Source organism: Otariodibacter oris (assembly GCF_009684715.1).
GTDB lineage: Bacteria > Pseudomonadota > Gammaproteobacteria > Enterobacterales > Pasteurellaceae > Otariodibacter > Otariodibacter oris.
Map to the genome: position 1 here is coordinate 1910358 of NZ_CP016604.1, position 24527 is coordinate 1934884.

Annotated in this window: 24 protein-coding genes and 2 tRNA genes; 16 read left to right on the top strand and 10 right to left on the bottom strand. The window is 37.6% G+C overall.

The genetic code is table 11. The features are described 5' to 3' along the window. Positions 1–48 precede the first annotated feature (48 nt). The 14 genes from nrdB to A6A10_RS08990 all read left to right on the top strand — a co-directional run bounded on the left by nrdB (position 49) and on the right by A6A10_RS08990 (position 12347). Positions 49–1179 carry a class Ia ribonucleoside-diphosphate reductase subunit beta gene (gene nrdB, locus A6A10_RS08925; protein WP_121123978.1) on the top strand — a complete coding sequence of 377 codons (1131 nt, stop codon included), beginning with the start codon at positions 49–51 and terminating at the stop codon, positions 1177–1179. A gap of 87 nt (positions 1180–1266) precedes the next feature. Further along, positions 1267–2037 carry a BUD32 family EKC/KEOPS complex subunit gene (locus tag A6A10_RS08930; protein ID WP_121123980.1) on the top strand — a complete coding sequence of 257 codons (771 nt, stop codon included), beginning with the start codon at positions 1267–1269 and terminating at the stop codon, positions 2035–2037. Between the two features lie 80 nt (positions 2038–2117). Continuing rightward, positions 2118–3362, top strand: a complete 1245-nt coding sequence (gene proA / locus A6A10_RS08935; RefSeq protein ID WP_121123982.1) for a glutamate-5-semialdehyde dehydrogenase — start codon at positions 2118–2120, stop codon at positions 3360–3362. Positions 3363–3367: 5 nt separating this feature from the next. After that, positions 3368–4219, top strand: coding sequence for a virulence factor BrkB family protein (locus tag A6A10_RS08940; protein WP_121123984.1), 852 nt, complete (start codon positions 3368–3370; stop codon positions 4217–4219). Beyond that, positions 4216–4650 (top strand): D-aminoacyl-tRNA deacylase, encoded by a 435-nt coding sequence (dtd, locus tag A6A10_RS08945; protein ID WP_121123986.1) that lies wholly within the window; start codon positions 4216–4218, stop codon positions 4648–4650. The genes A6A10_RS08940 and dtd overlap by 4 nt, the downstream gene beginning before the upstream one ends. Before the next feature lie 28 nt (positions 4651–4678). Beyond that, the gene (gene tilS, locus A6A10_RS08950) at positions 4679–5962 is read left to right on the top strand and encodes a tRNA lysidine(34) synthetase TilS (protein ID WP_418789094.1); all 1284 of its coding nucleotides are present in this window, start codon (positions 4679–4681) and stop codon (positions 5960–5962) included. Positions 5963–6220: 258 nt separating this feature from the next. Then, a complete protein-coding gene (locus tag A6A10_RS08955; RefSeq protein ID WP_121123988.1) occupies positions 6221–7738 on the top strand; it encodes a sodium-dependent transporter in 1518 nt (505 codons plus the stop codon). After that, positions 7738–7830: a methionine/alanine import family NSS transporter small subunit gene (locus tag A6A10_RS08960; protein WP_121123990.1), complete on the top strand. Its 93-nt coding sequence runs from the start codon at positions 7738–7740 to the stop codon at positions 7828–7830. Before A6A10_RS08955 ends, A6A10_RS08960 begins: the two co-directional genes overlap by 1 nt. Before the next feature lie 123 nt (positions 7831–7953). Continuing rightward, on the top strand, positions 7954–8430 hold the full coding sequence (locus A6A10_RS08965; RefSeq protein WP_121123992.1) for a copper resistance CopC family protein: 477 nt from the start codon (positions 7954–7956) through the stop codon (positions 8428–8430). A gap of 84 nt (positions 8431–8514) precedes the next feature. Continuing rightward, positions 8515–9360 carry a dihydropteroate synthase gene (folP, locus tag A6A10_RS08970; RefSeq protein ID WP_121123994.1) on the top strand — a complete coding sequence of 282 codons (846 nt, stop codon included), beginning with the start codon at positions 8515–8517 and terminating at the stop codon, positions 9358–9360. Between the two features lie 68 nt (positions 9361–9428). Further along, the gene (locus A6A10_RS08975; protein WP_121123997.1) at positions 9429–9773 is read left to right on the top strand and encodes an ArsC family reductase; all 345 of its coding nucleotides are present in this window, start codon (positions 9429–9431) and stop codon (positions 9771–9773) included. Position 9774: 1 nt separating this feature from the next. Then, positions 9775–10914 carry a succinyl-diaminopimelate desuccinylase gene (dapE, locus tag A6A10_RS08980; RefSeq protein WP_121123999.1) on the top strand — a complete coding sequence of 380 codons (1140 nt, stop codon included), beginning with the start codon at positions 9775–9777 and terminating at the stop codon, positions 10912–10914. Next, the gene (locus A6A10_RS08985) at positions 10915–11601 is read left to right on the top strand and encodes a M15 family metallopeptidase (RefSeq protein ID WP_121124001.1); all 687 of its coding nucleotides are present in this window, start codon (positions 10915–10917) and stop codon (positions 11599–11601) included. It begins immediately after the preceding gene. Further along, on the top strand, positions 11598–12347 hold the full coding sequence (locus tag A6A10_RS08990; RefSeq protein ID WP_121124003.1) for a class I SAM-dependent methyltransferase: 750 nt from the start codon (positions 11598–11600) through the stop codon (positions 12345–12347). The genes A6A10_RS08985 and A6A10_RS08990 overlap by 4 nt, the downstream gene beginning before the upstream one ends. 94 nt (positions 12348–12441) lie before the next feature. Here the strand turns inward: A6A10_RS08990 and A6A10_RS08995 are convergent, their stop codons facing one another. The 10 genes from A6A10_RS08995 to menB all read right to left on the bottom strand — a co-directional run bounded on the left by A6A10_RS08995 (position 12442) and on the right by menB (position 22644). After that, a complete protein-coding gene (locus tag A6A10_RS08995) occupies positions 12442–13881 on the bottom strand; it encodes an SEL1-like repeat protein (protein ID WP_121124005.1) in 1440 nt (479 codons plus the stop codon). Positions 13882–14073: 192 nt separating this feature from the next. After that, entirely contained in the window at positions 14074–14949 is an 876-nt protein-coding gene (locus A6A10_RS09000) for a tetratricopeptide repeat protein (RefSeq protein ID WP_121124007.1), read from the bottom strand. Positions 14950–15231: 282 nt separating this feature from the next. Further along, a tRNA-Ser gene (locus A6A10_RS09005) sits at positions 15232–15321 on the bottom strand. Between the two features lie 93 nt (positions 15322–15414). Continuing rightward, positions 15415–15504, bottom strand: a tRNA-Ser gene (locus tag A6A10_RS09010). Between the two features lie 93 nt (positions 15505–15597). Next, positions 15598–16689: a tRNA (uridine(54)-C5)-methyltransferase TrmA gene (gene trmA / locus A6A10_RS09015; RefSeq protein WP_121124010.1), complete on the bottom strand. Its 1092-nt coding sequence runs from the start codon at positions 16687–16689 to the stop codon at positions 15598–15600. Positions 16690–16773: 84 nt separating this feature from the next. After that, the gene (locus A6A10_RS09020; protein WP_121124012.1) at positions 16774–17100 is read right to left on the bottom strand and encodes a MaoP family protein; all 327 of its coding nucleotides are present in this window, start codon (positions 17098–17100) and stop codon (positions 16774–16776) included. A gap of 86 nt (positions 17101–17186) precedes the next feature. Next, positions 17187–18980: an AMP-dependent synthetase/ligase gene (locus tag A6A10_RS09025; protein ID WP_121124014.1), complete on the bottom strand. Its 1794-nt coding sequence runs from the start codon at positions 18978–18980 to the stop codon at positions 17187–17189. A gap of 194 nt (positions 18981–19174) precedes the next feature. Continuing rightward, a complete protein-coding gene (gene mrcB, locus A6A10_RS09030) occupies positions 19175–21523 on the bottom strand; it encodes a penicillin-binding protein 1B (RefSeq protein WP_121124016.1) in 2349 nt (782 codons plus the stop codon). A 115-nt stretch (positions 21524–21638) separates the two neighbouring features. Further along, positions 21639–21764 carry a hypothetical protein gene (locus A6A10_RS09680; protein WP_257792059.1) on the bottom strand — a complete coding sequence of 42 codons (126 nt, stop codon included), beginning with the start codon at positions 21762–21764 and terminating at the stop codon, positions 21639–21641. A 22-nt stretch (positions 21765–21786) separates the two neighbouring features. Next, positions 21787–22644, bottom strand: coding sequence for a 1,4-dihydroxy-2-naphthoyl-CoA synthase (gene menB / locus A6A10_RS09035; RefSeq protein WP_121124018.1), 858 nt, complete (start codon positions 22642–22644; stop codon positions 21787–21789). Positions 22645–22785: 141 nt separating this feature from the next. Here menB and A6A10_RS09040 point away from each other — a divergent pair, with 141 nt between their 5' ends. Together A6A10_RS09040 and tehA are read left to right on the top strand one after the other, a co-directional pair. Continuing rightward, positions 22786–23415: an FKBP-type peptidyl-prolyl cis-trans isomerase gene (locus A6A10_RS09040; protein ID WP_121124020.1), complete on the top strand. Its 630-nt coding sequence runs from the start codon at positions 22786–22788 to the stop codon at positions 23413–23415. Positions 23416–23506: 91 nt separating this feature from the next. Continuing rightward, positions 23507–24496 carry a dicarboxylate transporter/tellurite-resistance protein TehA gene (gene tehA, locus A6A10_RS09045; protein ID WP_195759399.1) on the top strand — a complete coding sequence of 330 codons (990 nt, stop codon included), beginning with the start codon at positions 23507–23509 and terminating at the stop codon, positions 24494–24496. Positions 24497–24527: the final 31 nt, after the last annotated feature.

Genomic DNA, 24527 nt, shown 5'->3' on the forward strand with positions numbered 1-24527 from the left:
CCGCTTATACATAAATTTTAACCGAACATTTGAAATTGAAGGATTATTATGGCTTACACAACATTTTCACAAACAAAGAACGATCAGTTACAAGAACCTATGTTTTTTGGGCAAAATGTAAATGTTGCCCGTTACGATCAACAAAAATACGAAATGTTCGAAAAGTTGATCGAAAAACAACTTTCATTTTTCTGGCGACCTGAAGAGATTGATATTTCACAGGATAGAATTGATTATCAAAATTTACCTGAGCATGAAAAGCATATTTTCATCAGCAACTTAAAATATCAAACGCTTTTGGACTCAATTCAAGGTCGTAGTCCAAATATGTCGTTGTTGCCTATTGTATCACTACCCGAGTTAGAAACGTGGATTGAAACATGGACATTCTCTGAAACGATTCACTCTCGTTCTTATACGCATATTATTCGTAATATTGTGAATGACCCATCTGTTGTGTTTGATGATATTGTCACGAATGAAGAAATCATTAAGCGCGCTAAAGATATTTCAGCTTACTATGATGATTTAATTCGTGATACACAGCTTTATACACTCTATGGCGAAGGTACTTACACTGTGGATGGTAAAGAATGTGTCGTTACCTCTCGCAGTTTGAAAAAGCAACTTTACCTCTGTTTGATGAGTGTTAATGTATTGGAAGCGATTAGATTCTATGTGAGTTTTGCGTGTTCCTTTGCCTTTGCGGAACGTAAGTTGATGGAAGGTAATGCTAAAATCATTAAACTGATTGCAAGAGATGAAGCGCTTCATTTAACAGGCACGCAATATATTTTAAATCTAATGGCGTATGGTCATGATGATCCAGAAATGAATGAAATTGCCAAAGAATGCCAACAAGAAGCCTACGATATATTTGTTGCTGCAGCTGAACAGGAAAAAGCTTGGGCAGAATATTTATTTAAAGATGGTTCAATGATTGGTTTAAATAAAGATATTTTGGCCCAATATATCGAATATATTACAAATAACCGTATGCAAGCGATAGGATTACCACTAGCTTTTGCAGCAAGATCAAATCCTATTCCTTGGATTAATGCATGGCTAACATCAGACAATGTGCAAGTCGCACCACAAGAAGTTGAAATAAGTTCATACTTAGTGGGCCAAATTGACTCAAAAATAGACTTAGATGACTTTAATGATTTTACTCTATAAATCATAATTAACTTCTTGATAAAATATTTGGGGCTTATGCATAACTAAGCCCCTTTCTTATTGATAACATAAAAAATAGGAAACATCATGAGCAAAGATGTAATCTCATTGAATGAGTATGCTCATAAACTATTAATTGAGCATAAAGACGAACGGGTTTTTCAATTTGATTTTCATGGAAAACTGTTTTGGCTAAAACAACCCGAACATTTACATGGTATATTCAGACTATTAAAACCCTACCCTAAAAAATCATTTTTAAAAGAAATTAAAAAACTCCAATGTTTTTCTAGTAAACATGCCCCAGTTCCTCGATTAGTTTTGTTTGATAATGATTTTTTAATATTAGAAGATGGTGGAAAAACAGTAAGTGATTTACTTTCAGAAAATGCTAACAATTTGGCATTTAAAAAAGAATTATTACTAGACAGCGTAAAAGCCTTAAATGATCTGCATAAAGCCAATTTAATTCATGGCAGACCCGCTATTAGAGATATGACTTGGAATAACCATAAAGTCCTTTTTATTGATTTTGAAGTCAGTTCACGAAAACAAGATCTTCAATGGCAAAAAATCAGGGATATGGCAATCTTCTTTCATGGACTTTGCCGTAAAGATTTTATTTCCGATGATGAAATCCAGTATGCGATGGAACAATATGAAAATATATGTGATCCACAATTATGGCAGGCTTTTATTCAGCTAGTCACTAAATATAAATTTGTTTATTCGCTACTTAAGCCAATTAAATCAATACTTGGAACAGATCTGATGGCAGTTTATCGCTTACTACACATTATCTTAAAAAAAAATAAGTCTGAGGGTAAAATTGTTCAATCTTATAGTATCAAGGATTGATAACTCAACAACGTAACCTCTCTATGATAAACTTTCTCGGTTTTGAGAATTCAAAGTTTGAGAATTAAGAGAGTGTATCTATGATCAATATTGCAAAGCAGGCTAAACAAGCGAGTATTGAGCTTGCTCAGTTTGGTAATCAACAAAAAAATCAGGCGCTTTTTGCGATTGCAGAGGCATTAGAAAGCCGTACCGATGAGATATTAACCGCTAATCAGCAAGATGTGGAAAAAGCTAAACAACAAGGTATTTCCGAGGCAATAATTGACCGCTTGTTACTGACTCCAGAGCGTATTATCGGTATTGCTAATGATGTGCGGAATGTAGCGAGTTTAGCCGATCCCGTTGGGCAGATTATTGATGGTGGGATGTTAGACAGTGGCTTACGCATTCAGCGACAACGTGTACCGCTCGGTGTGATTTTAACGATTTATGAAGCTCGCCCAAATGTGACCATTGATGTTGCCTCGTTGTGTTTAAAAACAGGCAACGCAGTCATTTTGCGTGGGGGTAAAGAAACCACTCTAACTAATGCAATTTTAGTTGAAGTGGTGCAAACTGCCTTAGAGCAATCAGGCTTACCAAAATTAGCGGTGCAAGCAGTAACCAATCCTGATCGTGCCTTATTGTTAGAACTATTAAAACTCGATCGCTATATTGATATGTTGATCCCTCGTGGCGGGGCGGGTTTGCACCAATTCTGTAAAGAAAACTCAACCATTCCTGTCATTGTCGGTGGAATTGGCGTGTGTCATTTATATGTAGAAGCCAGTGCCGATTTAGACAAAGCCTTAGGGGTAATTAGCAATGCGAAAACACAACGTCCAAGTACTTGCAACACCCTTGAAACGTTATTAGTCGATAAAGCCATTGCCGATCAATTCTTGCCAAAATTAGCTGAATATTTATCAGATAAAAAAGTCACGCTACATAGTGATGCGTTTGCTGAAAATGTGCAAAATCAATGGCAGATCCAACCGCTTGATCACGATCACTTAAGTCAAGAATGGTTATCGCTAGATCTGAGTGTAGTGGTTGTGGATGGTATCGATCACGCTATCGAACATATTCGCACCTTTGGTAGCCAACATTCTGAATCTATTTTAACCAGTAACCACGCCTTAGCTCAAAAATTTGTACACCAGGTGGATGCTGCTGCGGTATATATCAATGCAAGCACTCGCTTTACGGATGGGGCGCAATTTGGCTTAGGGGCAGAAGTCGCAGTGAGTACGCAAAAATTGCATGCAAGGGGCCCAATGGGGCTAGAAGCATTAACCACATACAAATGGGTATGTGAAGGCGATTATCTTTCAAGGGCATAATTAACATGTGGGAAAAAACAATTTTTTTTATTCGATTATTTTTCTATCGGTTTAAACAAAACAAAATCAGCGTATATTCGGGGCATTTGACTTACAGTACGATGTTGGCGATGGTTCCATTAATTATGGTGGCGTTTTCTATTTTTACTTTATTGCCGATATTTGATGAAGCGACTATTCAATTAAAACAATTTGCTTATGATAATTTTGCACCGAATGCAAGCCATTTGGTTGAGGAATATTTAGATCTGTTTGTGGAAAACTCCAAGAAAATGGGAATTATCAGCATATTGGGCTTAGTCTTTATCGCGCTTCTTCTCATTTCCAGTATCGACGATGCACTAAATGAAATTTGGCACAACACCGAAAAACGTTCTGTCGTGTTATCTTTTATTATTTACCTCTGCGTGTTAATTTTTGGACCAATGCTAGCAGGAGCAAGTATCGCTGTCAGTTCCTATATTCTTTCGATGGAAATGTTTGGTAAAGAAGGGATTTTTTCCTTTAGCACCTATCTATTGAAATTTATGCCATTCTTTCTGATCTGGTTAATGTTTACTCTTGCTTATGTTATTGTGCCAAATACAAAAGTTAGTATTAAACATGCCAGTATTGGCGCATTGATTGCTGCCCTTTTCTTTACATTAGGTAAACAAGCCTTTGTGTGGTATATCACCACTTTCCCATCTTATCAGGCAATTTACGGCGTACTAGCTACGATTCCAATTATGATTGTATGGATCCATTTAAGTTGGCAAGTTGTACTATTAGGAGGGCAGGTTGCTTCGGTGCTTAAAGATATTGATATGATTGACCAAGGGATATTTAAAAATCCACTACAACAGGATGCAATATGATTGCATTAATTCAGCGAGTAAAATGGGCAAAAGTCGAAGTTGAAAATCAAGTCATTGGTGAAATTCCAACAGGTTTACTAGTATTACTTGGTGTTGAGCAAGGCGATGACGAAAGCAAAGCCGATCGCTTACTTGAGAAAGTATTAAATTATCGTGTGTTCAGCGATGAAAACGGCAAAATGAATTTGAATGTGCAACAAGTAAATGGATACTTACTTGTTGTTTCCCAATTCACTTTAGCGGCGGATACGCAAAAGGGGCTTAGACCTAGCTTTTCTAAAGGTGCTTCGCCACAAGAGGCAGAACGCTTATATACTTATTTTCATCAGCAAGCGAGCCATAAAATCCCAACGCAAACAGGACAATTTGCAGCAGATATGCAAGTCAGTTTACAGAATGATGGACCTGTCACTTTCTGGCTACAAGTGTAATCAATCATAGCAATGTAAGCGGTCACTTATGAACAAAAATATGCAAATGATTTTTCAATCACAACTGAGTCAATACCAAGCGAATCAACGTGAATTTTTGATTGGTTTAAGTGGTGGGATTGATTCCGTGGCATTACTACATCTTTTTGTTCAAGCTCGCCAATCGCTCGACTTAACACTTCGTGCCATTCATATTCATCACGGACTTAGCCCTAATGCAGATAGTTGGGTCGAATTTTGCCAGCAACTTTGCCAAGAATGGAATGTGCCTTTAACGGTTTGTCGAGTAAAGGTGTCAGGCAAAGATGGAATTGAGGCAGAGGCTCGTAAAGCTCGCTATCAAGCCATTCAGCAAAATATCTTCCTAAATGAAGTGTTAGCGACTGCTCACCATCTAGATGATCAAGCAGAAACCTTTTTCCTCGCTCTCAAACGAGGTAGTGGTATCAAAGGATTAAGCGCTATGCAAGCGGTCAGTTTTGCTCACGGATTTACACTTTTTCGTCCCTTGCTTGCTTGTTCAAAAGCAGAGATTACGCAATATGCGAAGAGCCAAAAGTTATCGTGGATAGAGGACGAAAGTAATAGCAATACGGATTATGATCGCAATTTCCTCCGCCAAAAAATCCTACCGTTACTCAACCAACGTTGGCAACAATTTAATCAAATGGTTGCACGGGCAAGTCAACATTGTGCAGAACAACAGAGCTTGATTGAAGAACTACTAGAGGAAGAACTTACTCGCCGAATTGATGCGAAACGGCAAAAAATATCCATAGCAGGTTTTGAACAGTTTTCTATCCAAAAACAGCAACAATTATTACGTTTATGGTTAGAAAAATCAGGTATTGAAATGCCAAGCACAGCGCAACTTTCGCAAATTATCCACCAATTAATTTCCGCCGATCATGATAAAAATCCGCAAGTGGTGTTAGGCGAGTATATTTTACGTCGCTATCAACAGGCTATTTTTATCACACACTCTTTGCCTGATATTCTGGATTTTTGTCTATCTCTCGAACCAATGCAAAAGATTCAGCTACCAGCTGATTTAGGCGAGGTTAAACGCACTGGAAGTGAAATTTTTTACAAAATAAGTGAAGAATCTTACCACTTCTCTTTACCTACCTCGTTACATAACCAAGCTTTAACTATTACGCTATCTGCCCCGAGCAAAGTGAAAGTCTATGGCAAAGCCCATCGAGAAGAAATGAAGAAAATTTGGCAACAGCACCAAGTTCCCGTTTGGTTACGTTCTCGTATACCGCTTGTCTTTTTTGAAGAGCAGTTAGTGTTACTTCTTTTTCTTTAAAATGTGAACTAATTGTTAAAAATAAAATAAAAATATAAAACTTAATTTACCCCCTTGCACCTACCATAAAACCCTAAAAAAACACAAAAATTAACATTTATTGCTAAATAAATAAAAATAATCAAAATTAAAATCTATAAAAATATTAAAATGATATAGTTTTTTTTATTTTTAACTGTTTACATTTTTTGTTTGATTAGGCATATTGATAAATATTGTACAAAAAATTTTTATTTTTCTATTTTTGTGAGGTGTATTTTGTCTAGCGTTCAATCATCAAACTCACCCAAAAGAGAAACTTTCTCTAGTCGTGGTGTTTTCATTTTAGCTGCTATCGGTTCAGCTGTTGGTTTGGGAAATATCTGGCGTTTCCCTTATATTACTTATGATAATGGTGGCGGTGCTTTTATCATCCCATATCTTGTCGCCTTACTTACTGCGGGGATTCCACTGCTCTTTTTAGATTATGCATTAGGGCATAAATATCGTGGTTCTGCACCATTAGCTTTTCGTCGTTTTAGCAAAAAGTTTGAAACATTTGGTTGGTGGCAAGTTTTAATCAATGTGATTATTGCAATTTATTATGCGGTAATTTTAGGTTGGGCTGCCTCTTATACTTACTATTCATTAGATAGTGCTTGGGGTTCAGATCCTTCTAGTTTCTTCTTCAAAGATTTCTTACAAATGGCAGATGGTGCATCGGTTAGCCTAGACTTTGTTGGCGTTATCACAGGCCCATTAATCGTTGTATGGATCGGGATTCTTGCAGTATTAGCTTTAGGTGTTCAAAAAGGGGTAGGAAAAACTTCTGTTGTATTCATCCCACTTTTAATGGTGATGTTCGTCGTACTTGTTATCACAGCACTATTCTTACCAGGAGCAGCTGAGGGTTTAAATGCACTCTTCACACCGAACTGGGAAAAATTGACAGAGCCAAGTGTTTGGATTGCAGCTTATGGCCAGATCTTCTTCTCACTCTCTATCTGTTTCGGTATTATGATCACTTATTCATCTTACTTGAAAAAAGATACTGATTTAACTGGCTCAGGTTTAGTAGTTGGTTTTGCAAATAGTAGTTTTGAATTACTTGCAGGTATCGGAGTATTTGCTGCCCTTGGATTTATGGCAACAGCAGCAGGTAAAGAAGTCAGTGAAGTTGCAACCTCTGGTATCGGGCTAGCCTTTATTGCATTCCCTGCAATTATTGACCAAGCACCATTTGGTCAAGCTATCGGCGTATTGTTCTTCGGTTCATTATTATTTGCAGGTGTTACGTCGTTAATTTCAATTCTTGAAGTAATCATCGCTGCGGTGCAAGATAAATTGAAATTTGGTCGTGTAAAATCAACTGCTATCGTTTGTGTACCAATGGGAATTATTTCTACGATACTATTTGGTACAACAACCGGTTTACCAGTATTAGATGTTTTAGATAAATTTGTGAATAACTTTGGTATCGTAGCTGTGGCATTCTTCTCTCTAGTTGCAATTTCATTTAGCCGTAGATTACCAATGTTAGCTGATCATATTAATAAAACCTCTTCAAATAAATTAGGCTTTATCTGGCGTACCGTAGTGGGCATTATCACCCCAATCGTATTAGGTTATATGTTATTCAGTGAAGTATTTAAAGTGATTGAAGAAGGCTACGGTGGTTACCCAACATGGTTCGTTAATGTCTTTGGTTGGGGAATGGCTATCGGTCTTGTGGTAATTTCATTTATCTTATCGCGTACTAAATGGAAAAATGAAGAAAAATTTGTGGAGGAAGAATAATGAGTGGTAGCGCAATTATTATGATGTCAGCATCATTGATCATCATCTGGGGGGGGTTATTGATTGCAGTAGCTCGCTTACCAAAAGAATAATGATTTATAGATAGAAATAATTAAAATCGCTTAATATTTTCATATTAGGCGATTTTTAATTTTAGATAAAATCTACTAAATACGATAAAATACGAGTCTATTAACTTTTACATTGAGGAATTCATGAAATTTTTAAAATCATTACTGGTACTTTCTTTATCAACTTTGCTTGCAACGACCTATACATATGCGGCAGATGAGTCTAATTCAACACAAGCTCAACAAATAACTAATCAAAGTCTACAAAATTTTACTCAAAGTATTGAACTAAGATTTTCTGGAGTATCAATCACTGGTCCTGAAGAACAACAGGCTATTAATTTCACATACTATTTAAAAAATATTTCTCAAAAAGAAATCAAAGAAATTGAATGGGTAACAATATTACTTACTAATAATCAAGTATTAACAATTAATGAACCTTTGGTTTTTGAGGATAATTTATTAGCAGTAGGTCAAGAAATTACAGTAGAATTGCCAATTAATTTTACAAGTTTACCTGAAGAGGTAAAAACAGGATTATTAAATAGCAATATCCAAGCTCAATTTCAAGCAAAAAAGATTGTATTTTCAGACAATTCTGAAATTATTGTGGAATAACCTTCCCCATATACACAATAAAGCTCCTATTGGTACCTAAATTCATCTCTGTATCATGTGAGCTTTTTTAACCATTCAATAACTATGAAAATTGCTTACAAAAACCAATTGGGATCTGACCGCTTGTTAGATCTCGACACCCCTCAAATTATGGGGATCTTAAATTTCACTCCCGATTCTTTCTCAGATTCAGGCAAATTTTTCTCCCTCGACAAAGCCCTTTTTCAAGCAGAAAAAATGATTAACGAAGGGGCGAGTATTATTGATATTGGTGGCGAATCTACTCGCCCTAATGCTCCTCTTGTTACCACTGAAGAAGAATTGCATCGTGTAATTCCTGTAGTTGAGGCGGTGAGAAAACGTTTTGACTGCTTAATTTCAGTGGATACTTCTAAGGCGGAAGTGATGAATGAGGCCGCTAAAGCAGGAATGGACATTATTAATGATATTCGAGCCTTACAAGAACCGAATGCGTTAGACACCGCCGCTAAACTGGCTCTGCCCGTCTGCTTAATGCACATGCAAGGACAACCTCAAACTATGCAACATAATCCAGAATATGATGATGTAGTAGAAGAAGTCGCAGAATTTTTGAATCAACGTATTTTCGCTTGTTTAACCGCAGGGATTCCGAAAGAGTACATTATTTTGGATATGGGCTTTGGTTTTGGTAAAACCGTGCAACACAATTACCAATTACTCAAACATCTCTCTATTTTTGTTGAATCAGGCTATCCTGTGCTAGCGGGGCTTTCTCGTAAATCAATGCTAGGTCACGTATTAAATAAACCCGTCGATCAGCGTGTGATTGGTAGCGTAACAGCAGCACTACTCGCCGTTCAAAATGGAGCGAGAATTGTGCGTGTCCACGATGTCGCAGAAACTGCCGATGCATTAAAAATCTGGCAAGCAATGCAAGATTGTGAATAATAAGCGGTAAGATATTTAATCTATTTTGCAACAATAACAACGAAATAAGAAAAAGTAAGGAAAATAAAATGGTAACCGTTTATGGTATAAAAAATTGTGATACAGTGAAAAAAGCGATGAAATGGCTGGTAGATAATGGTCAAGAACCACAATTACACGATTATCGTGTAGATGGTTTAGATTCTGCTTGGCTAGCTGAAATGGCAGAAAAGTTTGGTTGGGAAAAACTCGTCAATAAACGTAGTACAACTTGGCGTAATTTAGATGAAGAAATCAAACAAAATCTCACCAAAGAGATCGCAATGAAAGTGCTGAATGAACAACCTACGCTGATCAAACGCCCGATTGTGATTAAAGATCAAATTGCCCTATTAGGTTTTAACGAAAAAGAGTACCAAAACTCATTCAAATAATATGAAAAATAACATTATTGCCCTTGCTCAAGCGTTAATTCAACGTCCATCAATTAGCCCGAAAGATGGAGGCTGCCAACAACTGATTGCTGAAAAACTACAAGCGGTCGGTTTTAATATCGAATGGTTGCCCTTTGGGGACACCTTAAATTTGTGGGCAACTCACGGAATAGGCGAGCCTTGTTTAGCCTTTGCAGGCCACACCGATGTTGTGCCTGTTGGCGATGAATCCCACTGGGATCATCCGCCATTTAGTGCTGAAATTATCGATGATATGCTCTATGGGCGAGGGGCGGCAGATATGAAAGGCTCTCTCTCTGCAATGGTGGTCGCTTGTGAGCAATTTGTGCGAGATAATCCAAATCACATCGGCAAAATCGGTTTGTTAATTACCTCCGATGAAGAGGCAGTCGCTAAAGATGGCACAGTAAAAGTGGTAGAAACCCTAATGCAACGCCAAGAGCCGATTCATTATTGCGTTGTGGGCGAGCCGTCCAGTGCAAAACAATTAGGCGATACGATTAAAAATGGACGCCGAGGTTCAATTACCGCCAACCTTTATATTCAAGGCATTCAAGGACACGTTGCCTACCCGCATTTAGCCGATAATCCCGTACATAAAGCCCTACCTTTTTTAACGGAACTTACCCAATACCAATGGGATCAAGGCAACGAATTTTTCCCACCAACAAGCTTACAAATTGCCAATATTCACGCAGGTACAGGCAGTAATAATGTGATCCCAGGTGAGCTTTATGTGCAATTCAATTTACGTTACTCAACAGAAGTGAATGATGAAATCATCAAAGCGAAAGTGGCAGAAATGTTAGAAAAACACCAATTCTCATACCGTATTGAGTGGAATTTATCGGGCAAGCCATTCCTGACTGCGAAAGGTCTGCTGGTGGAAAGTGCGGTCAAAGCAGTGCAAAAAATCACTGGGATCTCACCGCTTCTCGAAACGGGTGGAGGCACGTCTGATGGGCGTTTTATCGCACAAATGGGAGCAGAAGTGATTGAGTTTGGTCCATTGAATAAAACCATTCATAAAGTAAACGAATGTGTCGCCATTGAAGATTTAGCGAAATGTGGCGAAGTGTATTACCACATCGCTCACTCACTGTTACAAGCGGTAAGATAAATGCAAAAAAACGCAAATTTAGGCTTAATTCTCACAGGCAAAACTCGCACCCATTTGGTTTCATTACCAAATGATTTATCGGATAAACACTTCCTACAAGCCGAAGTGGTCGAGCATTTTTTGCAACTGCAAACCGCAGCAAAACAGGCTGGATTTAATCTTCAGCCTGCCAGTACCTTTCGGGATTTCGACCGTCAAAAAATGATTTGGAATGCCAAATTTTCTGGCAATCGAAAAGTCCACGATGATCAAGGCAACCCCCTCGATTTAGCCCAATTAGATGAATGGCAAAAATGCCAAGCTATTTTGCGTTGGTCTGCGGTGGCGGGGGCAAGCCGACACCATTGGGGAACCGAAATTGATATTTTTGACCCCGATTTATTACCGCAAGGGCAATCGTTACAACTTGAGCCTTGGGAATATCAAACAGGCGGTTATTTTCAACAACTTACAAACTGGTTACTCGTCAATGCCGAACAGTTCGGGTTCTATTTTCCATTTTTAGAACGTGATGATAAGCAAATCGGGCAAGAGCCTTGGCATCTCAGTTATTTTCCGATAGCCGAACACTACGAGCGGTCATTTTCTCCTGAGATTTTGCAATTTGCTTGGCAAGATGAAGATCTACACGGCAAGGCTTGCTTAATCTCTCATTTAGACGATCTTTTTAAACACTTTATTTTATGATCCAATTAATTAACGAAAGCGACTTCGCTACCGAATTTCAAGCAACCTGTGAAAAATGGCAATTAACCCATAATCGCGAGGCAATCTTAGCCTTAGTGAAAACCAACGAACGCTTAGAATTGCGTAAATTAGACGAGCCGAAATTAGGGGCGATTGCCGTAGAGTTTGTCGAAGGTACTTTAGCCCACAGACGCAAATTTGGCGGTGGTCGAGGGGAAGCCGTAGCAAAAGCCGTAGGGATTAAGGGCGATTACCTACCCACTGTGATTGATGCCACCGCAGGCTTAGGACGAGATGCCTTTGTATTAGCATCCGTAGGTTGCCGAGTGACATTAGTTGAGCGACACCCAGTAGTCTGTGCCTTATTGGAAGATGGTTTAAATCGAGCCTATCAAGATCCTGAAATCGGGCAATTTATGCAAGATCGTATGATCCTATCTTCCGCCCATTCTATTGCCGATCTCGATCCAAATAATGATCGTGCCGACGTGGTTTACCTCGATCCAATGTATCCTCACAAGCAAAAAAGTGCCTTAGTCAAAAAAGAAATGCGAGTATTCCAGCACTTAGTCGGGGCAGATTTAGATGCCGATAATTTCCTTACCCCCGCCAAACAATTAGCCAAAAAACGTGTGGTAGTAAAACGCCCCGATTACGCCCCATTTATAGCCGAACAAAAACCCGATTTTAGCCAACAAACCAAAAATCATCGGTTTGATGTGTATTTATCTCATCTAGGTAAATAACCTATCTTTTGCAAAATTTCTATAAAAAATAACCGCTTGTAAGTACGACAAGCGGTTAGATTGGTGGACTGTTTTACTAAAATTGTGAATTAAATTATTTTGATTGCTCTATCACCTCACAAGCTTCCGATGAGCCATTTTGACAAGCTAGAAAGAAATAAGATATGGCTGTTTGGGTATTTTGTTCTACACCTTTACCGTAATAATACAATATTCCAATCCCAAATTGAGCCTCAGCATTTCTCCTCTGAGCAGCTCTTTGATACCACTCCATTGCTTTTTTATAATCCTGCTTGATTCCATATCCCTGATAGAACATATTTCCAAGATTCACTTGAGCATCACTATATCCTTGATCTGCTGCTTTTTGTACCCATTCAAAAGATTTTTTATAATCCTGTTTTATTCCATCTCCTATAAGATACATTAGCCCAAGATTAAATTGAGCCTCTACAACACCCTGCTCAGCCGCTTTTTGATACCATTCAGCTGCTTTTTGGTAATCCTGTTTGATACCTTCACCTTGATGATACATTTTCCCAAGATTAAATTGGGCATCACCATACCCTTGTTCAGCTGATTTTTTAAATAAATCAAATGCTTTTTCATTATCTAATTTTACACCATCTCCATTAGTATATATGACCCCAAGACTGTATTGAGCTACTGCAAGTCCTTGCTCTGCGGCTTTCTGATACCACTCCACCGCTTTTGCTTTATCTTGTTTGACTCCATCCCCATCGTGATACATCTTCCCAAGATTTTGTTGAGCCGCCACATATCCTTGCTCAGCCGCTTTTTGATACCATTCAAAAGCTTTTTTATGATCCTGTTTTATTCCATCTCCTATAAGATACATATTTCCAAGATTAAATTGAGCAGTAACCAATTCTTGTGAAGCGGCTTTCTGGTATAACTCAAAAGCCTTTATCTTATCCTGTTTGACTCCCGCTCCATTACGATACATCAAACCTAGATTCAATTGTGCATCTGCATACCCCTGTTCAGCCGATTTTTGGTACCACTCCACTGCTTTTTTGTTATCCTTCTTCACGCCTTGACCAAATTCATACACCGCTCCAAGTATAAATTGAGCCATTGCATCTTCCTGCTCAGCCGCTTTTTGATACCATTCCAGAGATTTTTCATTATTCTGTTCAACGCCCTCCCCTTTGTAGTACATCTCCCCAAGTACAATTTGACCTCTTACACTTCCCTGATCAGCAGCTTTTTGAAACCATTCAAAAGCTTTTGTCTTATCCTGTTTAACTCCCTCTCCTTTGTAATACATATCTCCAAGTATAATCTGACCGTTTACATCACCTTGCTCAGCGACTTTTTGAAACCATTCAAAAGCTTTTCTCTTATCCTCTTTAACCCCCTCTCCTTTATAGTACATAGATCCAAGATTAAATTGAGCTTCAATATTTCCTTGTTCCGCAAGCTTAAGCGTATCATCAAATTCGGATGCCATTATCGAAGTGGTAAAGCCTAATAGCAACATTGTGCCTAATACAGTTTTTTTAAAAAGCATAGTAACTCCTTAAGAGGAAAGAGAAAATTTTGTTTATTTTATGATATTTTTGATTCAAGTATGATGATTTTTTATATTTGTGATATACAGATCTAAACTCCTTTTAAAAATACAATTTTTACAAAATTTCTATAAAAAATAACCGCTTGTTACGACAAGCGGTTAGATCAGTGATTTGTTTTACTACAATTATTATTTTAATTTTTTTAGATTATCACAAGCATCCGAGTAACCATTTTGACAAGCAAGAGAGAAATATTCTTTTGCTTTTGAGATATTTTGCTTTATACCTTTTCCCTCGGAATACAACACCCCAAGATAGAATTTAGCCTCTACAATTCCCACCTCTGCTGGTTTTTGAAGCCATTTTACAGCTTCCGCATTATCTTGTTGGATACCCTCTCCAAAGTAGTACATCTTTCCGAGCGCTAATTGAGCCGATAAATTTCCGGCCTCAGCCGCTTTTTGATACGATTCCAAAGCTTTTGCGGAATCTTGTTTGACTCCCTTTCCATAGTTGTTCATCCATCCAAGATAGAATTGAGCTTCTGCATCTCCTTGCTCAATGGCTTTTTGAAACCATTCCTTCGCTTTTGTGTAATCTTGTTCATTAGCGTACATTACTCCAAGATTTGTTTGAGCCTCTGCATGTCCTTGCTCAGCCGCTTTTTGATACCATTCTAAGGCTTTTGCGAAATCTTTTTGATAGAAATACATCTCCCCAAGATTGAATTGAGCATCTGTATATCCCTGCTCAGCCGCTTTTTGATACCATTCCAAGGCTTTTACGTTATCTTGTCTGACTCCATATCCATAAAAGTATATATCCCCAAGATTGAATTGAGCCTCTACATTCCCTTGCTCAGCTGCCTTTTGAAACCATTCAAGGGCTTTGGGATAATCTTGTATGTATCCTTCTCCAGTAATGTACATTCTTCCAAGCTCATATTGAGCCTGTGCATTGCCTTGCTCTGCAAGCTTAAGGGTATCATCAAATTCAGATGCTGTTATCGAAGTGGTAAAGCCTAATAAAAGCATTGAGCCTAATACAATTTTTTTGAAAATCATAATAACTCCTTAATAGAGAAGCAAAAATCTCGTTTATTTTATGATATTGTTTATGCAATGACTATTGTTATATTTTGGTATTAAGTGGGGTTTATATTACTTTTGAGTATTGGAAACAGATGAGTAAAAGGATTACAAGCGGTCAGAAAACTCGAGAATTTTGTAAAAATCCTCTACTAGCAAAATGACATAAATCGCGGTAATAAAGCGAAGTTTAGCAAAATACTGATAGAGTACATAAAAAAACCGCTTATTATCAACTAATAAGCGGCTTATAAAATATGGCGGAGGAAGTGAGATTCGAACTCACGGAGGGCGTAAACCCTCGCCGGTTTTCAAGACCGGTGCCTTCAACCACTCGACCATTCCTCCGTGTTGAAAACAAATTGTATTCTTTGACTATTGAATTGTTTCTGACAAAGAAAACCTGCTGATAGTTAAACTAATCAACAGGTTAAAATAAGATGGCGGAGGAAGTGAGATTCGAACTCACGGAGGGCGTAAACCCTCGCCGGTTTTCAAGACCGGTGCCTTCAACCGCTCGACCATTCCTCCGCTGAAAACAGGCAAAATAATATAGATAACAACGAAATCGGTCAAGTATAAAATAGAGTAAATTGCTTAAATGCTCTATTTTTCGTCATTATTTTATTTTCTAATTAGCCAAACCCCACTTTCGATATGATCCGTATAAGGGAACTGATCGAACATCGCACATTTTTCGATGCGATGCGTTTGGCATAATTGTTGTAAATTATCCGCTAAAGTATTCGGATTACACGAAATATATAAAATTCTGTCATACCCTTGCACCATATCTAACGTTGCTTGATCTAACCCTGCTCTTGGTGGATCAACAAAAATAGTATTACATTGATAGCTAGATAAATCTATTCCTCGCAAACGGTAAAATTCACGCTCGCCATTGAGGGCTTGAGTGAACTCTTCCGCTGACATACGGATAATTTGTAAATTATCGATATGATTCTTCTCAATATTATATTGAGCTGATTCAACAGATGATTTAGAAATTTCTGTCGCAAGCACTTTGCGGAAATTACTCGCTAAGGCAATCGAGAAATTGCCGTTGCCACAATACAGCTCAAGTAAATCACCCTCACTATTTTCAGTACAGCCCTTTGCCCATTCAAGCATTTTTATATTCATTTTGCCATTTGGTTGAGTAAAGCTATTTTCAACCTGACGATAAATGTACTCTCTGCCCGATACCATCAACTTTTCTTCAATATAATCATTATCTAATGCAATTTTTTGCTTAGTTGCTCGCCCAATAATGTTTACGTCAAAGCCTTTTTGTATCAGATTAGCTTTAAGTACTTTGGCTTGTTCAATCCACTCTTCCGTTAATTTTTTATGGTATAGCAACGAAATGGCGATTTGTCCGCTTAATGTCGTTAAATAATCCACTTGGAAAAGTTTATGAGACAGTAAAGCATTATCTCTAACTTCATCTAACAATAATGTCATCATTTGATTGATAAGCTGGCTCGCAATAGGGAATTGATCGACCCGATAACGCTGTTTTGTCGCTTTATCGAACATGATATGAAATAGATCGCCTTGCTCGTGCCAAATCCGAAATTCTGCCCTTAAGCGAAAATGGCTCGTTTCCGATGCAAAAATCTCAAGTTCAGGCGGAGAAAAAGGGGCAAGTAAAGCGGTAAGATTGTCTGCTTTTTTTGCTAATAAATTAGGGTAGTCTGAGATAGGTAAATTCATGATTAGGTTTATATGAAATGAAAGCGTTAAGCTTAATAAATAATGGATAAAATAGAAAGTGGGCGAAATGCCCACTTCACTAGATTATTCTGTATCGTCACTGTTACTCGCATCACTCACATCACCAGAAAGAGTGTAGATACGTTTTGTTTTGCTCGTTAAAGTACGGTATTTTACCCACACTTTTTCAAGAAATGTTTCAGGTACTTTTTTACCTGTCATCACTTTTACAAACTCTTTTTCTTCATTTGTAACAGGCTTACGTTCACCATTTTCTAATGCCAAACAAGCCTGTCCAAATTGCTCTAACGCCTGTGATTCACGAATGGTATAATCTCCATGACGAGAAAAACCACGTGGGTAATTTTTATCATCAAAAAAACGACGGGTTACACTAAAACTATCTGCCATAATATGCCTCTTTTATCTATATTTTCTTATAATCAAAATCTGGGCGAGCATTAAAGCCAAATCTGAAAAAGAAATCAATGATTTTTTTACGAATTTCCTTTATCTGTTTTGCGATACATAGCTTCAATTTGATCTTTATAGCGTTTCATTATCACTTTTCGGCGTAATTTCAATGTTGGGGTAATTTCTTCCATCTTAGTTGAGAAGGCTTCCGATAACAGTGTGAATTTTTTCACTTGCTCGAAACTTGCCAGCTCTTTTTGAAGTTCTCCTAGTCGTTTCTCAAACATTTGCACGATTTCAGAATGTTTAATCAAGTCCAATCTATCATGATATTTAATATTCAACTGCTTGGCATGTTCTTCTAAACTCTCAAAGCAAGGCACGATCAATGCGGATACGTATTTTTTCGCATCCGCGATCACAGCAATTTGCTCGATAAATTTATCTTTACCAATTTTGCCTTCAATATATTGTGGAGCAATATATTTACCGTTAGACGTTTTCATCAATTCTTTTATACGATCAGTGATAAACAAATTGCCATGTTCATCAATTTCCCCTGCATCGCCTGTTTTTAGAAAACCATCTTCGGTAAATGCCTGAGCGGTTTCTTCGGGCTTATTATAATACCCACGCATGACCATTCCGCCACGAATCAGAATTTCGTTATTCTCGCCGATTTTCACTTCCGCATTAGGCATCACTGTACCGATAGATTCTGGATTAAACCCTTTATCATCCCAACAAGAAACGGTAGCGGTCGTTTCTGTCATTCCATAACCTAATTTCACATTAAGCCCGATACTATGGAAAAATAAACCAATCGAAGGCTCTAATTTAGCCCCGCCACAAGGCATTAAGCGAATATTGCCACCCAACAGATTACGTAACTTGGAAAGTACCAATTTATCAGCTAATTGATAACGCTTTTGTAAGAAGAATGAAGGTTTTTCCGCTTTAAAATGTGCTTCGCCTTGTTTAATCGCCCATTTGAATAAGGCTCTACGATGAAATGGCGCTTTTTCCACTTTATCCCAAATTGCTGCATAAATTTTTTCGTAAAATCTAGGAACTGCACACATTAATGTCGGTTTTAATGTGGTTAAAGCTTCACGAACTTGATTTGTATCTTCCAAATAGCAATTGACCGCCCCGCGATACAATACATACATTGACCATGTGCGTTCAAAAATATGAGATAAAGGCAAGAAAGAGAGCGAGACATCTGATTCATAAATCTTGATAGTTTGGCTATGTACTTGTAACTGATGGGCTAAATTCGCATAATCAAGCATCACGCCTTTAGGCTCGCCTGTTGTCCCTGAAGTATAAAGTAAGGTAAATAAATCTGACATTTTCTTACTTGCTAAACGCTTCTCTAATTCTGTAGATTGAGGTTCAACTTGGCAAAAATCGTTCCATGATTGTGCTAAAGGAAACTCATATAAATTAATTGAATCATCCATCGACACAATTTTTTGTAATTGAGTACACTTGTTCGCTATTTTTACAGCAAGATCATACTGTTCTTGAGAGCCAACAAATAGAATCTTAATACCTGCATCATTAATAATATATTCGACTTGCTTATCGGTATTTGTTGCATAAATAGGAACGGTAACACCTCTAATTTGCATCGTTGCAAAATCGGTCATTGTCCAACGAGGCGTATTATTCGAAAAAATACCGATTTTATCCTGAATACCAATTTTATTGGCCAATAAAGCATGAGAAATACTATCTATTTGTTTTTTAAAAGAGTCCCATGAAATTGAATGCCATTTATCCTCTTCAAGAAAGCGTAATGCAGTACTCTCTGGTTGTTTTGTTGAACGAGAAATAAATCCATTCACGATATGAAAGTCTAACAAACTCATATAGCCTATCCTCACTAAATTTCGGCTTACATTTGTTAGCTAATATAAAATATCTAAAATTAAAAAGCCATAGAAAAGTGAACAGATGTACGCTATTTTAAAAAATTGAAATAACCTTACATAAGATTCATACAACAAAAAAGCCACATATCTTTAAGAATATGTGGCTTTATGTTTACCAGCTAATACGTTAATTAGTTAGAGTCACTTCCCAACGATAATGCGTCCCATACACTCGGTTTTGCTTTAATACTGTTAGAGCCTCCCGAGCAATAGCTTTGACCATGATCTTTCCAAACTGGAATTTTCCTTGAACTGTAGCAATCCCAACCACCATAACTATTAATCCCAACCCACTGAATATTATCACTTGTTGGTAATCTAAGTGGAGAAGGTAAAGCCCGTTTTAAATACTCTTTATAAATCTGCAATGCACCACTAGAACCCGTAAGATGGGTATCGCTGTTGTTATCCTTGCCTAACCATACCGTTGTTACATTCTGCCCATCAATACCCACAAACCATGTGTCACGTGCATTATTTGTCGTACCTGTTTTACCCGCTAAATGTAATGATGAAAAATCACTTTGTAAACTTCTACCTGTTCCGCGTTCCACCACTTGTTGCATCGCATACAATGTTTGAATGGAAGCTTCTGGAGGTAAAACTTGCGTACTTTCATTATCCATATCATGGCGATAAATCATATTTCCTTGATGAGAAATAATCGCCTCAATTGTGGTCAATGGTGTTTTTACACCTTTATTAGCAATAACTTGATAAGATTTTGTCACATCGTATGGTGAAATAGAATATGAACCTAATAAAGTTGCAGGATACGGTGGAATTACAGTCGTATCCCACCCCATTTCTTTCTGTTTAGCAATCACATTCATTAATCCTACTTTCATCCCAATATTCACTGTAGGAATATTCAATGAACGAACCAATGCATCCATTAGCATTACAGAACCACTGAATTGATGGTTATAATTGCGAGGTGACCATAACGTATTGTCAACCTTAATGGATATTGGTTGATTTTCTATGGGGGTATTTAATCTAAATAAATCAGGATGAGAAAGTGCAATTGCATAGATAGATGGTTTGACTAATGATCCTATTTGTCGTTTAGATTGTAATGCACGGTTAAACCCTGCATATTGGGTTTGTACGCCACCTACAATTGCTCTCACTTTACCTGTCGAATATTCGGCAACCACTACAGCAGACTGTAAATCGTGAACCCTACGACTAGAATTTTCAAGATCGGCCACACCATTAATAACGGCTAACTCAGCAGAACGTTGCTGTTTTCTATCCAAGGTAGTAAAAATTTTCGCACCAGAAAGCGTATTCAGCCTATTTTCACCAATCTCTTGTTTAATATCTAAATTAAGTGCGTGCATAAAGGCAGGTTGTTGACGATATACGTTTCCTTTTTCATTCACACCTAATGGTTGTTTAACCAAAAAATCATAGTCAGATTGAGAAATTCGATCGTGATCTAATAAAATTTTAAGCACAACATTACGACGTTCCAAGGCTAATTCTGGATTCCGCCAAGGATTATAAAGCGATGCTCCTTTTGCCATCCCAACCAATAATGCCATTTGTGACAAACTGATCTCTTGTACAGGACGACCAAAGTAAAACTGACTGGCTAATGCAAATCCATGAATTTGGTAACTGCCATTTTGCCCCAAATAGATTTCATTGAGATAAGTTTCTAAAATACGATTTTTATCATAACGAGCATCCAATATCACTGACATCAAAGCTTCATTGACTTTTCGCTCAATGGATTTCTCACTGGTTAAAAATAAATTTTTTACTAATTGCTGAGTTAAGGTACTTGCCCCTTGAACAGTTCTACCCGCTTGATAATTGGTAATTAACGCACGAGCAATACTTAATGGGCTAATTCCATTATGCTGAAAGAATCGCTGATCTTCGGTAAGAATTAAAGTATCAATCAATAAACTAGGATAATCTTGCAAACGAAGTGCTAAACGTTCTTCATCGTTATCAGAGTGGAGCATTGCAATTAATTTAGGATCTAAGCGAAATTCATCAATTTCTTTTAACAAGACAAGATCTTCTATTCTCGCTAATCGCTCACTCACAAAACGTAATCGCAAAACACGCTGTGCTTCTGGACTGTCAGGAAATGAAAAGGCACGACGAAGAAGGATTAATGAACCATCATTATTTATTTTAAAATCACCTGGCGTCGCAATAATCGAGACTTCCCTATAGCCATTATCCAATAGCGCTAATTTTACTTGCTCCAGAGTTAAATTATCTTGAACTCGAATACTTTCAATACGGCTATATACCTCTGCGGGTAATTGCCATATTTGCCCATCCATTTTTGTACGGATCTGCCCATCAAGATAAAGTCCATACAAAGCAACACAAGAACTCCCCAACAGGAATACTTTAAACAAAGTAGGAATGATATAAGACTTTCTTTTCTTTTTGGCTGATTTAGCCTTTTGAGCTACATCAGCTTGCTGCTCTGTTTCTGAATATTTCGACATATTTATTCACCATCAAAATAAGGCAAGCGGTCACTTATTACAAAAATTTTATCAAATTAGACCGCTTGTTAATGGGAAGTTCTTAAAAACTCGTGCCATCTTTTACTTATCGTATTTACTTATTGCATTGCTGAGAAATTTCATCATAGGAACCACCTTGATCTAAACAGCGATCTTTTGCATCACATCCTACAAGCAAAATACTCAGGCTAAAAATCAGAGTCGTTCCCCATAAATACATAACTTTTCCCACTGACATTCAATTAAGGGTTACGTTGGAATTTACTGAAATCAGGCGCGCGTTTTTCATTAAAGGCATTACGTCCTTCTTGCCCCTCTTCAGTCATATAGAATAGCATTGTAGCGTTACCTGCTAATTCTTGTAATCCTGCTTGACCATCACAATCTGCATTTAAAGCCGCTTTTAAGCAACGTAAAGCGATTGGACTGTTTCTTAACATTTCACGACACCAGCGGACAGTTTCTTTTTCTAAGTCAGCATAAGGCACAACAGTATTTACTAAGCCCATATCTAATGCTTCTTGTGCATCATATTGACGACATAAGAACCAGATTTCACGTGCTTTTTTCTGACCCACGATACGTGCCATATAACTTGCACCCCAACCGCCATCGAAAGAACCGACTTTAGGGCCTGTTTGACCGAAAATAGCATTGTCCGCTGCGATAGTGAGGTCACATAACATATGTAAAACGTGTCCACCGCCAATCGCATAACCCGCTACCATTGCCACAACGGGTTTTGGACAGCTACGAATATCACGTTGGAAATCCAATACGTTTAAGTGGTGTACACCGCTTTCATCTTTATAACCGCCGTAATCACCACGCACTTTTTGATCACCACCAGAACAGAATGCTTTCTCGCCTTGTCCTGTTAGTACAATCACACCGATATCGGCATCAAAACGTGCATCAGCAAAAGCGTGAATCATTTCTTTGACTGTTTGCGGTCTAAACGCATTACGTACTTCAGGGCGGTTAATTGTAATTTTTGCAATACCATCACTGGATTTATGGTACAAAATATCACTATAACCATTGCTACAATCTTGCCATTCTACTGGTGCATACAGCACATCATCTTTTGGATTTTGCATAATCATATTCCTTTTTATTTTACATAAGCGGTAGGATTATACCTGAAATTTGCAAAAATTTTACAGAATCTAACCGCTTGCCCTTGTATTCCGTAGATTTATCCCCACATTTTTCAACTCATACAACTAAAAGGAAATATTATGTCTTTAAATTTAGATTCAATCGCATTAGAAAGCGTAGAAGCACAAGGTGGATACGGTATCGGATTACAAATTGGTCAACAATTATTAACTAGTGGCTTAGAAGTTGAGCCTGAAGCTGTTGTAAAAGGTATTTTTGACGTATTAAATCAAAACCCACCAGCAATTGACTTAAACGTAGTGACAAAAGCATTACAAGAATTACAACAACGTGCAGAAGCACATCAAGCAGAAGCATTCAAAGCAATTGAAGCTGAAGGAAAAGCATTCTTAGAAGAAAATAAAAAACACGCAAGTGTAAAAGAAACAGAAAGCGGTTTACAATATGAAGTATTAACTGAAGGTACGGGTAAAATTCCAACACAAGTTGATAAAGTGCGTGTTCATTACACAGGTTCTTTAATTGATGGTACTGTGTTCGATAGTTCTGTACAAAGAGGTACGCCTGCTGAATTCCCAGTAAATGGTGTGATTGCAGGTTGGATTGAAGCATTAACTATGATGCCAGTGGGTTCAAAATGGCGTTTAACTATTCCACATAACCTTGCTTACGGTGAACGTGGCGCTGGTGGTTCAATCCCACCATTTAGCACATTAGTTTTTGAAGTAGAACTTTTAGATATTCTATAATTCTGTTTCTGAATTGATACAAAAAAATGGCCTAGCTTTTGCTAGGTCATTTTTTTAGTGAAAGAATAAATGAGTTTTATGAGATAGCATTATGACAACGAAATCAAAAGTATTTCCTATTCCTACCAGTTACTTTGGTATTGTACTTGGACTCAGTGCATTAGGATTGGCTTGGCGGTATGCAACGCCCTTTTTACAAACAACATTATCTCTTTATCATTTGCCTAATGTTATTCCATCTATTATCAGCGAATCATTACTGATAGTTGCGGGATTTGCTTGGATAGTGTTTATCTCTGCTTATATTTGGAAATGGATTGCTTATCGTGCAATGGCAAAAGAGGAACTGACTCACCCTCTATTAGGGAGTTTCGTGAGTTTAATTCCCATCACTACCATATTTGTTGGTTTAATTGTTCTACCTTATATAGAAATCATGGGGCAGATTCTTATTTTTGTGGGTATTATTATCCAGCTACTTTTCGCAAGCTATTATATGGCTGGAATGTGGCGAGGAACTTACAATATTGAATCAACAACCCCTGTTTTATATTTACCTACTGTTGCCTCCAATTTTGTGAGTGCAACGGCATTATCTACGCTCGGCTATACAGAATGGGCTTATCTTTTCTGGGGAGCAGGTACACTTTCTTGGCTAAGTTTAGAACCAGTCATATTAAATCGCCTTCGTACTATTGAAACTGTTCCAGAGCCAATTCGCCCAGTGATTAGTATCGCACTTGCTCCAACCTTTGTGGCTTGTGCAACTTATTTAACAATCAATGGCGGTGTAATTGATCTGATTGCAAAGGCTATTATCGGTTACGGTATTTTACAATTTTTCTTTTTCTTGCGAATTATACACTGGATTATGGTAAGAGGATTTACCATATCATTATGGGGATTTTCGTTTGCATTAGCCTCTATGGCTAAAGTAGGCATGTATTTATATATTGCAACGCAAGGTCAAAATATTGGTATTTTAGGATTACCTATGTTTATTATTGCCAATTTATGTATTGGCGGTTTAATCATTGGCACCTTATTACTTGTATTTAAAGGGAAGTTTTTAGCAAAGTAAAAATATAAAAAATCTGCACCTTAATCAGTCT